The organism is Paenibacillus sp. DMB5 (assembly GCF_001517085.1).
In the GTDB taxonomy this organism is placed as follows: Bacteria; Bacillota; Bacilli; order Paenibacillales; family Paenibacillaceae; genus Paenibacillus_AQ.
In genome coordinates, this window is sequence record NZ_LRAC01000160.1 from 18,274 (window position 1) to 33,135 (window position 14,862).

Below are 14,862 nucleotides of genomic sequence, written 5' to 3' on the forward strand. Positions count from 1 at the left end.
TTCGTGTATTTTTACACATCTACCGGCGGTTTAAAAGCCATTTTCTAATCCTTGCATCCTGCTGGAAGACCTCTCTACAACCGCCCTAAGACCAACGGTACGAACAACGACAGTATGTTGAGCCAACCTAGCTTTTAGGAGGAATGCAACCTGCAGCACAGGCCACTTTTTTTTAGCAAAAAAAGAACCACCTTTTAGTAGTTCTTATTACAAATTCCTTACATCATACTTTTCAGACACTATCTCAATTTTCCATTGGATACTTTACGCAGCCGTATAATCGATTTGCTTTCTCTCCCAATCATCAGACTGGTTTACTTACATCGGAACCTCCTCATTATATCAACCTAAAGAGAGTGCAATGAGCTCATTTCTTAGCCTTGGGGAAGTTTATACTTCTTAATAATTGTTTCCTTTGATTCATTATTAATTATGTAATCGTAAAATGCTAATTGAATTAAATACCGTCCAGCCTGAGTATGTCTACTATACCTTATATCTTCTGAAATCATAATATGTTTGAGCAGCGCATGAATTACGTATGCAGGCTTCAAATCTTTGGGATTTCCAAATAAGGGCATGGAATTAACAAGTATTTCTTCTTTGCTAAGAATGTTAACATTTCCCCAAGCATATTTGTTCACAATGTCTTCGACTTTAAAATCTGTAGAGACTGCAAGTCTTTCGCTTATTTCCTTAACAATAGGAAATTGATCCTTCCCATAAAGACTACTTGAATTTTTAATTGTATCAAAGAGGTCTGTAATTTTAGGGACCCATACTTTTAGTCGACCATTTTCGAAATACACAAGAGACACTCGCAAGGAATCATTAACCCCTCTTGTAATTAAAAACCCCTCTTGTCTATCACGCAAACAAATAATTTCCTCTATAATTTCTTCCAATTTATTTTCAGTATTTTTATTAGGTACTTCTTCATTCTCATAAACATTAAAGTATTGACCGCCATAAATCAACACCGGTACAACTTTATTATTTTGTACTGCTAATTGAATATTTTTCTTAATAATATCATTGAAATTCTGCAATTTACCTAAAATTAACATAGTTCCCCTCCTAATATATGAACTATTTAGAACTACTGCATGCTCCCTCTAGAACAACATCACCTTTTTAACAATATATATGGTAACATCAAAAGTTTAAATCATCTAAATCACATTTGAGGGGTGATAGGTAGATATTACTCATGAGTCTCATGAATTTCTGATAATGAATCTTGTTTATCAATATTAGAAAGAAGGTTTAAGTGAGAAAATTCCGCCACTTTTCTATGAATAGGCATCACTATATGAAGAAGTCAAAGGGATAAAAATAAAACCCTGGATGAGCTTAAGGCAACGAAGTTTACCACATGAGATGCATTCAAACGAAAGTCCTTTAAATTATCTCTTCGGTAATTTGAGAAAGCTGTAAAGGAATTTTGTAATATGTTTAAAAGCATTCAGAAAATCAAACTCAAAGGAAAACAGATATTAAATCTAATTTCGTACTTAACTACATCGAAAATTGAAAGGAATGAGGTCTTCTAAGAATAATAAATTAAAATCCTATCTCACATTTTTTGAGAGATAGGATTAATTTCAATCCAAATCTTAGAGTTGTATGTATCGATACAAAGTTGTATGATTCGATACAAAACCAAATTTTGTGAGTGTATGACATCATATACATTTGTATGATTCGATATAATTTTTATCACTCTTTACGTCATAATAAAACCAATACTACACGAAGTGTAGAAGCTCACACTACACTTAAAAATCCCAAATGTTGAATGGATGAATTTATCTCCTGACCTTTTAAACATTTAAACATTCCTAGCCTAACGCTTGGGAGCAGCGAAAGCTGGGGGATTTATTCACTGAGAGAAACGAACGAGGAAATGATTCGTTACAAATCCTTTCCGTCTCTATTCATCATGGTGCTTCAAATGAAGAATTGGACAGTAATGCTATAGGAAAAAAAGTACGTAGAAGTGAAGATAAGTCTCTCTATAAACATGTCTATTTTGGTGATCTTGTTCTTAACATGATGCGTGCGTGGCAAGGTGCAATTGGCGTGGTAAAGTCAGAAGGAATGGTAAGTCCAGCATATATAACTGCAATTCCCACTTCACAGCTTTATCCTCTATTCATGGATTATTGTCTGCGACGAGATGAAGCGATTAGTCAGATGAATCATCTTTCTTATGGAATTACCGACTTCAGAAAAAGACTATATTGGGACTCGTTTATTAATATTTCATGTCATATACCTTCAATATATGAGCAAGAAAAAATTACAGACTTCTTCTCACAATTAGACGACATTATCACTCTGCATAAGCGTAAGTTGGATGGGCTGCGTAAATTGAAAGAAGGTTACTTGCAACAAATGTTTCCGCAAGCCAATGAGCGTGTTCCGCGCGTTAGGTTCGAAGGGTTTAGCGGGGAGTGGAAAGAGCGGAAATTGGGTGATGTTGCGGAGATTGTTCGTGGAGCTTCGCCAAGACCAATTGATGACCCTAAATGGTTTGACAACAATTCTGATGTAGGTTGGCTTCGTATTTCTGATGTTACGGCTCAGGGCGGTCGTATTTATTATCTTGAACAAAGAATATCCATTGAAGGACAAGCCAAGACGAGAGTACTTACAGAGCCGCATCTTTTACTCAGTATTGCGGCGACAGTAGGAAAGCCTGTTATCAATTATGTAAAAACAGGTGTACATGATGGATTTTTAGTTTTCAAGAATCCTATATTTGAACAAGAATTTATGTTTCAATGGCTTGAAATGTTTCGGTTACAATGGCAGAATTATGGGCAGCCAGGAAGCCAAGTTAATCTGAATTCTGATTTAGTTAAATCTCAATTAATATTGCTACCTTCAGAAATAGAACAAGTCATCATTGGTAAATTTTTTCGAAATATTGATGAGCAAATCACCGCCCAAGCCGGAAAGTTAGAACTGCTAAGAAAGCTAAAGGCGGCGTATTTGCAAAAGATGTTTATATGAGTGCGGATAAATGCCGTACGATTTTATCGTTATCTTGATTCTCTAACTCTTTAATGATGTGCAAATATGTTTCCTGCGTAGTGGTTACGCTGGAATGTCCCAACCTTTTGGCTATACTGGCAATGGATACTCCCGCAAAAATCAAAAGAGAGGCATGAGTATGTCTGAGGCTGTGCAAAGAAATCACGGGTACACCCGCCTTTTTGCACAGCTTTTTTAAGTGACTATTAACCGTAGAATTGAAAACTCTTTCTTTTGCGAAAATTGGTTCGTCTATGGGTAGACCCTTGGTAAGTTCGAAAAACTGTTGACAAAGTTGCAAATCAATGGATAGTCCTCGTTTCGAGGAAATGTTTTTGGTTTCCCCGAATCCTCCGTCAGCATTTTTGTAATTCCATGTCTTTGTGATTATTATTTTTTGCCGGACAAAATCAAAATCACCTGGGGTAAGTGCCAGTGCCTCAGAAAATCTTAAACCGGTCTTTGAGATAAGCAAAATAAACCAATCCCAATTTGGTTTATCTGATAAGGAGAGATTTTTAAGCAATGCTTGAAGTTCAAACTGACTCAAAAACTTACTTTTCTTAGCAACAGGCGGTTTACCCTTTATGATAGTCTTGCGGGTTGGGTCTGATGTGAGAAGACCCTCGTCAACGGCATCCAATATAACGCTTTTCAAATGGTTATGGAAGTCCATAGTGGTCTGTTTCTCGTGGGTCCGGGCATACTCATTGATAAGTTTTTGGTAAACTCGCTTATCAAGCTCGCAGATTTTCAGGTTTGGAGCGAGTTCGCTAAGTCGCCGCGATGTCATCAAGTATTTTTTATAGGTTATGGGGCGTACTGCACCAAGTTTGTACACCTCAATCCATTCGGTAAAATATTTGTGGAAAACCGGAGTTTCATTTTTGTTCTGCATACTAAAAGTCCTCCTACATAATTTGATGGTAACTGCACCATTCCATTATGCAAGAGGACTCCAATCGCTATATGAACATTTTTTTTAGATAAGCAGTTTTTAGTTGTTGAAGCTGTTCGAGCTTTGCTGCTTGGACGGTTATTTGTTCATCAAGACTGCAAAAAAAGTTACCGATGACGGTTTGTTCCGCAATGCTTGGAAATGGAATAGGCATCTCCTCAAAAACGCTGTCTTTTATGTTGAATCTGTCTGAACGTACCCCATTATCACCATTCGTCTTCATGAACTCATGCCAGTAAATACTTTCAAAATATTTTTCGATATAAATACATTCGCCCTCAGTTACTCGAAAAACATAGTACAATGGAGACATCACCCCTGTTCGTTCAAGAGTATTTCTCTTAATTGGGCCAACAGGAGCAAAATTTGAAATTCTTGGATTGTATACAAAATCGTCGGGACGCACTATAAAGTAACCATCTAAATTTTTTGAGTTGGAAATATCCTTATCAAAAAAATCTCTTTGGCTGATTATACCGTGTTCTGCAGAATTAGTGAAAGTTTCGGTAAATTGATTATTCTTGTTTTTTTCTGAAACCTTTAGTGATATATCTCCTAATCTTCGCTCTTCCCACTCTCCGGTAAACCCACCGAATCTAATTCGCGGAACACGCTCATTGGCTTGCGGAAACATTAGTTGCAGATAACCTTTTTTCAATTTACGTAGCCCATCCAACTTACGCTTATGCAGAGTGATAGCATCATCAAGGGTACGGAAAAAATTGCCGATGGCAGTTTGTTCGGGGACACTTGGAATGAGACTCTTTATTTGTACAAAAGTCGAATAATGCACTCGTTGCTTTTCAAGCAGTCCGCCAGTAGCATGGAGTTTATAAAGTTTAATTGCTATTGGAGACTTAAGCCATACAGCAAAATAACCACTATCATATGATTCGTTTGTTTTCATTGTTATATAATATCCTGACACTGCAACTTCTTTACCTGTTAAATTTAAGTCTATTGCGCCTAAAGTCATATTCATCGGATTATAAATGAAGTCCCCAGGCAAAACCAGTTTAAAAGCATCTTCTTTTTTTACGAGAAATTCTCGATTATAGCGTTCTGTTTTGGGCGTAAGACCATTTTCAACAGTTAGACTCCACAACTCAACATTTTCTTCCTTGGGGTTCACACACTTGGATGTCTGACTAAATGCTTCTCCTAACTCTCGCTGCTCCCAAGCGTTAGTGAAACCTTTAAATCGGATTTCCGGTATTAATGTCTGTTTATTTTCCGTCATGATTACCATCACCTCGCACAAAAATCCGCTTTGTAGCTTCGATTAGTTCTCTAGTTTCGTTAGTCAAAGCAAGCTCATCAAGCAAAGTCATAAAGTCCGACTCTTTCTGTTTTATTTGCAAATTTAATTCCGACATCTCACGACTGAGTGCTACAATATCGATTTGTTCTTCTTCCTCGAAGGTATCTACATAACGAGGAATATTGAGGTTGTAGTCATTCGATACTATCTCATCAAAACTTGCCAAATATGCGTACTTCACACTACTTTCACGTTTTTTATAGGTATCAACAATTTTCAAAATATCTTGCTGACGTAAAGTATTTTGATTCTTCTGTTTTTCATAATCGTTAGAAGCATCAATGAAAAGCACATCACGACTTGCGCGATTTTTCTTTAATATAAGCACAACCGTCGGTATACTTGTTCCATAGAAAATGTTAGCTGGCAATCCAATTACAGCTTCTATTGCGCCCATTTCTAGAAGCACTTTGCGGATGACACCCTCAGCAGCACCACGAAATAGAACACCATGTGGCAGTACAATTCCCATCGTACCACTGTCTTTTAGGTGGTAGTATCCATGTAGCAGAAAAGCAAAGTCGGCCTTAGATTTTGGGGCAAGTTTGCCATAACGTTCAAAGCGTGAGTCGCTCAAAAACTTGTCGGAAGCACTCCAATTCGCAGAGTATGGAGGATTCATAACAACAGCGTTAAAAAGGAACGGCTCATCTGTCGGCCAGTCTGAATCTAAAGTATCGCCATTATTAAGCCTCATCTGCTCTCGGTCAACATTATGAAGAATCAAGTTCATTCGAGCAAGATTGTAAGTGGTGGTATTTAGCTCTTGTCCGTGAAAATACACCTTTTCGGGATTGTTAAGAAACTGACGGATATTCAACATCAGCGAACCCGAACCCATAGCGGGGTCGTAAATATGGAATGGTGCTAGTTTCTCTTGCCCAATACTAACAATCTCAGAAATAATTTTTGAAACAGCCTGTGGGGTGTAGAACTCCCCGGCTTTCTTACCTGCCCCTGCGGCAAATTGGGAAATCAGGTATTCATAAGCGTCGCCAATAACATCACCTTCATGACCAAACAAGTCTATTTCATCTAAAGTTTTTATTACTTCCATAATGGTTGTGCTTTTTTGCTGTGCATGTGATCCAAGCTTCGTAGAGTTTAGATCAACATCATCGAACAAGCTGTCAAAATTCTCGCCTTGACGAGAAAGTTCTATAAAGGCAGTCTGTAAATCGTCTATTTGAAATTCATATTGTGATGCTTTATTAGAGAGCATGAAAAACAGAAATTGTGGCTCTATGAAATATCCAAGTTTACGCAGCATAGTGTTCTTTAGCTCTTCAGCATCATCGTTATACCAATCTGTAAACTCGACAAATTGCATTTCACGGGAGGGGTATTCTTCTGGTTTTCCGTTTGCTTCTTCGTACACTGCGCGTAACTCTAAATCGGAAAGATACTTATAAAAAACAAGACCAAGTAAATAGTTTTTATATTCGCTTGCATCCATTTTCCCTCTAAGTATATCGGCGCTCGCCCATAGTTGTTGCTCTAAACGACTCATATATTTACATCCTTCCTAAATAGGCAGATTAATTTGAAAGTTTGTTAGTGGTATAAATGCTAATTTGTACTGACATTATTTGTAGACCAGTTGAATTTCTGTACGGCACTTTTTAACTCTTCTTTCTGATTTACATTATCTAATATGCTTATAACTAATGTATACAGCGCTCCGAAATATTCAAGTGCATCTTCCTCACTTCCATCACCGTGTATTATTTCACTGAGTTGGCTGAAGAGGTTATATCTATTTTCCGAGAATGACGCTGGGATAATTGAGTGCTGTTCATCCACATCTTTCAGTATTTCAGAAAAAAAGCGTCTGTTTCCATTCCTTCTATATAGAGCAATGTTATTGGAATTTGCAATGCTGTAGGTTATAGATTCATACACTTTTCTTAGATAAATAATTGCACCTGAACCAAGTCCATCTCTGTATGCTCGGTTTGCTTTTTCGAGCCATTCACTAAATTCACCGTATTTCTCAGATTGTAATTTCACACCTTCGGTTAATTTTTCTCTAAAATGCAATATGCGTACTTTAGGTGACTGATACCGAATATCCTCTTCGGCTTCGACTAAAAACCAAGTATGGACAATTGAACCACAATTGCATTGCAAAATGCAGTCAATGCTAATTACTTGTTTATTTACAATAATTCCTCGAAGCCCTTGCTCTTTATGAGAGTTAAAAGTGCGTAAGTCCTCACATTCTGTGCAGTAGTAATTCAAAGATACTTGTCCAGCCTCTAAAATGATATGTTGTCCAATTAGCAGGGAGATATCACCCTCATTTTCATCGCTATATTCATAGTCTCCCATTTCTTCTGGAAACCAAAACGTGTCAACTTGTTGGTAATCCTGCGCTGGTGGCTTTCTCAATAACTTACTCAAATCCATATCATCCCCACCTAACACTCATCTCTTAGTGGCAGTAATTTTGAATCTAAAATAGTTTTCCAATACTGCTCTATAACGAGAAGCCGCTTTCTGTATTTTTCATTAAATATAGCTTCAAAGTCGTCTTTGCTTAACCTCGATGCTTCACTTATTACATTGATGAAAGGCACAACCCCGCTATTGGCGCGATATTCATTAAAACTGGTTTGTAGGTTAGCTTCTGGTACTTTCAATATTTCAGCAGTAGTGTGTAGTATATAATCAATCTCATCAGCGAAATAAGCACTCCAATCCTTTGTAGGCCGATTTTTATCAATGTCATCCAAAATGGTTTTATATATGATCTGAACGGATGCGGGTTTTGTGTTAACTTCTTGTATGATTTTCTCACGCAAATCATTTCTATCTGTTTTATTCGTAGACTTTTGATATTTGCTCAGAAGCTGATTTATGTAGAAGCTATCAATGCGTTCTTCATACACAGCCCTTTGTTCACTCGTAAATTCAATTTCTTGAAGCAAGTTATCCATTTCATCTCCAGTTTGATTTTCTAACTCAAATCGGATTTCAGATTTTAGATTTTCACAATGCCCTTTTTCTTCGGGAATTGCCTTCACAATATGCTCAAGCTCCTTATAATCCTCTTCATAATCCTCATAGCTTTTTATGGCTCTTTGGATTTTTTCAAGTCTTTGAAAGGCTTTCACTTGTGCAATCTTGTTTTTGATATTATGGGAGTCAATTTCCAATTCCCGTTTTGCTTGTTGAAGTTCTTCGTGTGCTGCTATGAATGCGATTTTCACTTCGGCATATTCATGCGGCATTAAGGCTTCCCAATTTTGCTGTTGATTCGTAAAAAGACGAATGGCATCCTCCACGTTTTTACGCATGGTAGCAGGCTTTCGAAACGATACCACAATACCATGGTCTTTGCCAGGTGCAATGCGATTTGTTCTTGAAAATGCCTGTAACAATTTTTGATATTTCAGTTCACGGTCAACGTATAAAGTCTGTATTGTAGGCGCATCAAATCCTGTCAGTAAACGGTCAACTACAATAACCATATCAAGCCATTGTCCATCTTTTTGATATTGAACATCTTTCCGTGCAAGACGGTTAATAATATTTTTGTTAAATTGTTCAGTATCTGTGTAATTAGCACCAAAAGCAATGTTATATTCTTGCATAATGACATTGACTTCTGCTTGCGCTTCGTTCATCTCACTCTGATTTTCACTAATGGAATAAGTGACTGTCACTCTCGGAAAATCAGGGTCCCGTAGTGTGTGCCGTTCATCTAACTCTCGCCCGTTTAACAGAGTCCCATCATCTTTCATTTTTTTCAACTTGTGATAAATAAGTTTAGCTTGAGTGATGGAGTGTGTTGTAAGAACAGCACTCATGGTCGGATAGCCATTTTTCACCTTGAAACGCTCTATAACGGACTGGCGCTTGAATATTTTTTTAAGCATGGCTTCAATATAATCATCACGTTCAAATAACGCTTTATCTTGTAGTTCCTCCTTCTCAATTTCAGTCATGTCTGCAAGTTTTTTTATTGGATCGAGTTTCGGGTATTTTTCTTTTACCGTTCTATACAAGTATTCTGCTTTGCTCTCTTCATCCAATAGGCAATGGTATTGCACCTGGAAGTTCAAGACAGAGCTATCGTCCATAGCATTTTTTGTAGTATACGCATGGAGTAAATTCCCATACTGTTGTTGTGTTGTTCTTGCGAAAGTCCCGTTTTCTTGTTTTTGGTTCTCCTCAAAAATCGGAGTGCCAGTTAAACCAAACCATGTTGAGTTAGGCAGGAGCTTTTTGATTTCTTTCATTTGCTCATCGCTGACTGCACGATGACACTCATCCACCACAAAAACAATATGTTCGTTTTTCAGTTTCTCAAATTTGTTATTTTCCGTTTCTTTAGCACCTCTGACAGCAGCACTCAGCTTTTGAATAGTTGTCACAATAATGGTGTTATTATTTTTTTTGCTTAATAGGCTATTGTTAAGTTGACGTTGATTATCGACGCCGACAATAAGAGCATTTTCTTTAACACTGCCCGATGCCGTTCCTGTATGGAACTCAGATGCAAATTTATTAAATTCGCCTTTGGTTTGGCTGTCTAAATCTGTTCTATCAACCACCATAACCGTGCGGTCTACTCCAATGGATGTCTGTGCTAAAAGTTTAGTTGCCACAAAACTTGTTATTGTTTTCCCTGAACCAGTGGCATGCCAAATAAAACCGCCCTCATGCTTAGCTGCTTTACCGATAATCTTTTGTATAGCATGGATTTGGTATGGTCTTAAAACCATTAAAAACCTTTGGCTTTTCTGATCGTCTACCAAAATAGTGAATTTACTAATCAATTCGTGGGCAGAAGGAATACGTAAAATCTGCCTTGTGAAATCATAAAGATTTTCGACAGGTTCATTATCCGACGTTCTCCAGTTGAACAGAAATTTCTTTGCAGCTTCAAAAGCTTTTGAAGTGTTAGCTCCAGGACGTGCAAAATATTTTGTAGATATTTTGTTACTAACCACAAAAATTTGAGTGGTCGCAAAAATACCATCAAAAAAACCACTCTCTGCATAACGTTGTATTTGTTCGAACGCCTGCATATAACCATCTTTTGCAGATTCAGTTTTTAATTCAACATGAATAACCGGCAAGCCATTAATCAACAGGGTTACATCACCACGCATATCAGTAATAGTGTCTGGATTAATTTGATTTACAACTTCATAGCTTGAAATACCTCCAGAAATATCCTTATTACTGAACATTACAAGTGGCACTCTACCACGTTTTACATCTTCTCTCTCAATATGAATGGCTGCAATACCATTTTCACCTCGAAGCCATTGAGAAGCGTTAAAAGGAGTCGCTGTCAATCGCTTAAATTCAACCTTTAACTGTTCAAATTCTTTGTCTGTAAGTGGCACACCGTCTAGTCGTGCCAAGTTAATACGATTGATATGTAACCGTAAATTATTCCAAAGAGCAGCTTCGGTTTTTAAATCGTCACGATATGTCCATTGGTTTTCCCGTTGAGTTAGTATTTCAATAAAACTCTTTTCTGTTTGGGCTTCGTGGTTCATGGGCTAATCCTCCACAATTATAAATTCTCTTGAATTCTTCACCACCAACAAGCATGTGCATTCTCGCATTCGCTTTGAAGCTTCTAGACTTGCTGTTCCGTATTTAAGAAATCAAATAATACAGTTAATGACGCAATTTAAATCCATGTATTCCATTATTTTATATATAATCGCACTCATAATTTGCACCCAAATGAATATATCGAATGTTATTAATACTATTGTGACTATTGTGGCCTCACCTGAAATCCAAGTATTGTTAAATGGGTATATTATTAAGACCATCTGAGTTGTTGATGTATGTGGAACAATTAGATACAATCCACCTCACCTATCCAGAACAAGAACCCAAATATACATCAATTAATACTAATTTCTAGTATTGCAAGAATGTACTTTTAGCTGTTTTCCCAATTATGTTTGTGCCGATTCCATCTACTGCTCCTCCGATTAAACCGCCTAGCACTGGAACAGCTTTCCCTAAATTTATAACTCCTTTTTCCCCAAACTTAGTTAATAATCTAGCTCCTACTTTTTTGTTTATAGTTTTAATTACTTCGTTTGGAATTTTTCTAATCGCTTGCCTAGCTAATATATTTCCTGTTTTTATACCAGCCTGCTTCAATATATCTGTAGCGGCTTGTCCTGTAAGGCATACAAAAACCAACGTTTTAACTTCATCTTCTGTTGGATCATACCCTCGCATGTAAGCAATAGCCGCTATCATTCGTATTTGTACATACATTACTGAAGCAAGATTAGCAGGTATAGCTACAGGAAGGGTAATAAGACCACCTAAGCCAGTTAAAAAACCACTTGTGATTCCTTTAGTATTTTGCCAACGGATTAAAGCATCAATGGCTTTATCAGTTGAACTGTACTTTTTCAAATAGTTTTCAGCCAACTCTTTAACTGTATCTGTTCCTGGTAAACCATTTATCGCTTTTTCGTAAGACCACTCTAACAATTGTGTTATTTTCCCTTCGGTCAATGTATCTTTAGCCACTATGTATACGCTCCTTTAATTCTTAATATCTTACTAATTATATTATAATTGTATCTTCTTAATATTGTTATGTCTTTATTCATTTCTTTCACTATCTCGAAAAACAGTAATTTAAAAAATTGATATAGAAAACAAGATTACGATGGTTTAACCTTATTGCAGCTTTAGTATAATTCTATTGATAACAGAGTTTTTAAAAAAACTGCATCAAGATATTTATCATTGAACTGCTAATTCATGAGATTATAAATTTCGTCTCCCTCATATTATCAGAGCTAGTCTAAGCTAGTTAATGGCAAGAGCTTAAATTACTATCCCTACTACCCTCTCGCTCCAAATGAAGCCTTCTAGCAGCGTACAAAGCCACAGCAAATTCATTAATCCAAACAATCCCCGTTGATACGCGTTTGTCTCTAAAGAAAATAAAGTTCTAGAGTAAAAATAAAGTGTTAGACTCGACAAATAAAATTGATGAGAGAATAAATAAAGTAATAATTAATGATAACGTATCAACAAGCTAACCGGCAGGAGAGATATTTTAGTTGCCTTGAAAAAGCTGGGTAAGTTACAAATGACATAGGTAACGAATCATATGGCGTGATATCATGAAGAAAAATGAATGGAGAATACATGATGGGAAATCGTTGGGAAGTTGACGAATCAAGAACACATCTTAGTAAAGTGTGCCCTTGTGGTAAGGGCGGGATATCTATAACTACAAACTCTTTATCTGACGATTATGGGCGGACAAAAGAAGAAGACGAAGACCCTGTAATGACCTGTATGGAATGTCATACAAAATATATAAGCACCATTTATGGCTGGTTGCCACGTGAACTTGCACCAAACTACCAAGAAATGAATGTTCAGTATGAAGAGCAAAAAATATATATTCATCAACTCTTAATAAATAAATATCTAACTTCCGTAACTGAGAGCCTACGTAACTTGGGATATAAAGAGCTATATGAAATCTTAAACAAAACGCCAGAGCTAAGTACTCATAACACTTACCCAACATTTCGAAAGCACATGAATAAATATGGAAAACCGTCAGCATTTAGAGATATTGATAGAATCGCATATTTTAAAACATTAATTTACCTTATTAATTATTTTAATTTGGGATTAAACCAAGAAGAGGAAGCGTTAATTTCAGAATGGGAACTCGTCGGGAAGAAAAAGAGAGATTATTTGAAATCTCAATCTATTGTCCATAAAACACTGTAATTTTTTGGTGATTTTACTTTGCAACAGTACTATATTAACTTTTTAAGCTTATATGCAAACGAAAAGCCCCTCTTCGAAATTTCGTAGAGGGGCTTAATCTGAGCAAAATGTGGATAATGTATGGCGCGCTACATTAGCTCTTTAGTCTTTGCATGATTTCATTTAATTCTATATGATTCGATATTCGTCTTAGCGATTGTGACCAACTTCAAATTCATTCCATGGGTTATCGCTTTCTTTCTGCTACTAGGAACATCTATAATCTGTACATATGCATGTAAAAATTCAAATTTCAGTGAGGTGTTCAAAAGATGGCTGATAAAAAAAAATTAGCGACAGGGCATTACGAGGTCATAGGGGAGACTTACGCAAAGATGGAGTTTTATGAACAAGGTTGGAATCCCTATACTAGATTTTTGGATGTTGAAAAAATTGATTTAATATTAAGAAAAAGAGTTAATAATCAAATTTTATACAAAGAAATTCAGGTCAAATTTGGCAAGTTATACGAAGTTAATACTAAATTTGAAAAGCTTCATTTTGACTTAACCTCATGGAGATTCTTTAATCCAAATGAATTTGATAGTTATGAGGAAAATGATAGTCTATATATTGCCTATGTTTTATCAAAAGATTACAAATACGAAGGTGATATTTTTATTTTTCCAGTGAAGGAATTTTCCTCGCTACTAAAGCAAGCTATACCAAGTAAAGACAAAGTGAAGTTATATATCTCCCATTCAATCAAAGAAGATAAGTGGTACATCAGGAAACGTTCTAAGTTTGATCACACCGATGAACTATCCGTAATTGATGTGACTCATTATCGTAGGAACTTCGATATGCTTTTGTAGTAATTAGTATTAATTTATTTTTCTGAAATCGTAATAATAAAAATGCTAAGTCTTATTTATAAATATTAGTAATTAACCCGCAAGCGCAGCTTAGCGGGTTTCACAATAGGCATTAGTTTATTTTAAAGATGCTGTTTCAAAAAAATCAATGCCGTCTGAAGTGATGTGGATAGCAAGCATATCGTTACCAACAATAGATGTTATCTCAATAAATTTTTTCCCCTGTAAGTAATGGTAAGCCTTATGGTGTTCATTATCTAAAAAAACTCGTTTTTTAATCCTACTAGTCCTTCCTGTCTTCCCTTTGCAAAGGCTTCAGGACCGCCAGAAAAATAAAGTTCATACAAGTCCTCAAGTATTCGTAATCTAAGATTTTGTCTTTCTGCTATTTTCTTTATGTCAGACATGTTTTCCTCCTTAATGGAGAGTATAAGGTGTTTCAACTTATCTAAGCTTATATAAATAAAATAAATGAGTGGAATGAAAGCCAGAATTGTAAGAAGAAAATCCACCCCCTATCAACAACTTTAATAAATCATACAATTTGGTATGAAATTATATAATCCTGATACATACGCAGCTATATTGAATCATACATTTTTGTATCGAACAATACATTCTGAAATACAACCTTACAATTAAGCCTATTTCTCGAAACTTCGGGATAGGCATTAAAGTGATTAGGCAACAAGCTTATAGAAATGACTTTTCTTGAATGAGATTAATGAGAATTTACTGATTCAATCTTTAAGTAAGCTATATGAATTTGTATACGTGTCGGGGTATGGTGATCCATGGGGATGTAAGGTGATTTTTGTATCCGTTTGACAAGTTAAGTTTAATGTCTAGTGAGCATGTTTTTCAAATAGTACATCATACAGAATTAGTCCCTCAAAAATGTCCATTTACTGCAGTATAGAGTCTGTAAAATATATTGT

General features: G+C 36.1%; 11 protein-coding genes. 3 read left to right on the forward strand and 8 right to left on the reverse strand.

Features of this window, described 5'->3' with window-relative positions:
• Positions 1–374 precede the first annotated feature (374 nt).
• A complete protein-coding gene (locus AWJ19_RS29425; protein ID WP_068728775.1) occupies positions 375–1,067 on the reverse strand; it encodes a hypothetical protein in 693 nt (230 codons plus the stop codon).
• Positions 1,068–1,962: 895 nt separating this feature from the next.
• Between AWJ19_RS29425 and AWJ19_RS34970 the strand changes: the two genes are divergently transcribed.
• Complete coding sequence (locus AWJ19_RS34970; RefSeq protein WP_128083727.1) at positions 1,963–3,018, forward strand: restriction endonuclease subunit S; 1,056 nt, start codon at positions 1,963–1,965, stop codon at positions 3,016–3,018.
• On the opposite strand, the gene AWJ19_RS29435 is transcribed toward AWJ19_RS34970, so the two are convergent.
• The 6 genes from AWJ19_RS29435 to AWJ19_RS29460 all read right to left on the reverse strand — a co-directional run bounded on the left by AWJ19_RS29435 (position 3,011) and on the right by AWJ19_RS29460 (position 11,840).
• On the reverse strand, positions 3,011–3,937 hold the full coding sequence (locus AWJ19_RS29435; protein ID WP_068728777.1) for a site-specific integrase: 927 nt from the start codon (positions 3,935–3,937) through the stop codon (positions 3,011–3,013). The genes AWJ19_RS34970 and AWJ19_RS29435 overlap by 8 nt on opposite strands.
• Before the next feature lie 67 nt (positions 3,938–4,004).
• Positions 4,005–5,237: a restriction endonuclease subunit S gene (locus tag AWJ19_RS37020; protein WP_068728779.1), complete on the reverse strand. Its 1,233-nt coding sequence runs from the start codon at positions 5,235–5,237 to the stop codon at positions 4,005–4,007.
• Entirely contained in the window at positions 5,224–6,828 is a 1,605-nt protein-coding gene (locus AWJ19_RS29445) for a type I restriction-modification system subunit M (protein WP_068728783.1), read from the reverse strand. The genes AWJ19_RS37020 and AWJ19_RS29445 overlap by 14 nt, the downstream gene beginning before the upstream one ends.
• A 59-nt stretch (positions 6,829–6,887) precedes the next feature.
• A complete protein-coding gene (locus AWJ19_RS29450; protein WP_068728785.1) occupies positions 6,888–7,727 on the reverse strand; it encodes a hypothetical protein in 840 nt (279 codons plus the stop codon).
• 11 nt (positions 7,728–7,738) lie between these two features.
• Positions 7,739–10,834: an HsdR family type I site-specific deoxyribonuclease gene (locus AWJ19_RS29455; protein ID WP_068728786.1), complete on the reverse strand. Its 3,096-nt coding sequence runs from the start codon at positions 10,832–10,834 to the stop codon at positions 7,739–7,741.
• 376 nt (positions 10,835–11,210) lie between these two features.
• Complete coding sequence (locus AWJ19_RS29460) at positions 11,211–11,840, reverse strand: EcsC family protein (protein WP_068728788.1); 630 nt, start codon at positions 11,838–11,840, stop codon at positions 11,211–11,213.
• A 633-nt stretch (positions 11,841–12,473) separates the two neighbouring features.
• Between AWJ19_RS29460 and AWJ19_RS29465 the strand changes: the two genes are divergently transcribed.
• Both AWJ19_RS29465 and AWJ19_RS29470 read left to right on the forward strand, forming a co-directional pair.
• A complete protein-coding gene (locus AWJ19_RS29465; RefSeq protein ID WP_068728789.1) occupies positions 12,474–13,070 on the forward strand; it encodes a hypothetical protein in 597 nt (198 codons plus the stop codon).
• A 311-nt stretch (positions 13,071–13,381) separates the two neighbouring features.
• Positions 13,382–13,924 carry a hypothetical protein gene (locus AWJ19_RS29470; RefSeq protein WP_068728791.1) on the forward strand — a complete coding sequence of 181 codons (543 nt, stop codon included), beginning with the start codon at positions 13,382–13,384 and terminating at the stop codon, positions 13,922–13,924.
• 257 nt (positions 13,925–14,181) lie between these two features.
• On the opposite strand, the gene AWJ19_RS35460 is transcribed toward AWJ19_RS29470, so the two are convergent.
• Positions 14,182–14,331, reverse strand: coding sequence for a hypothetical protein (locus AWJ19_RS35460; protein ID WP_157890113.1), 150 nt, complete (start codon positions 14,329–14,331; stop codon positions 14,182–14,184).
• Positions 14,332–14,862 lie beyond the last annotated feature (531 nt).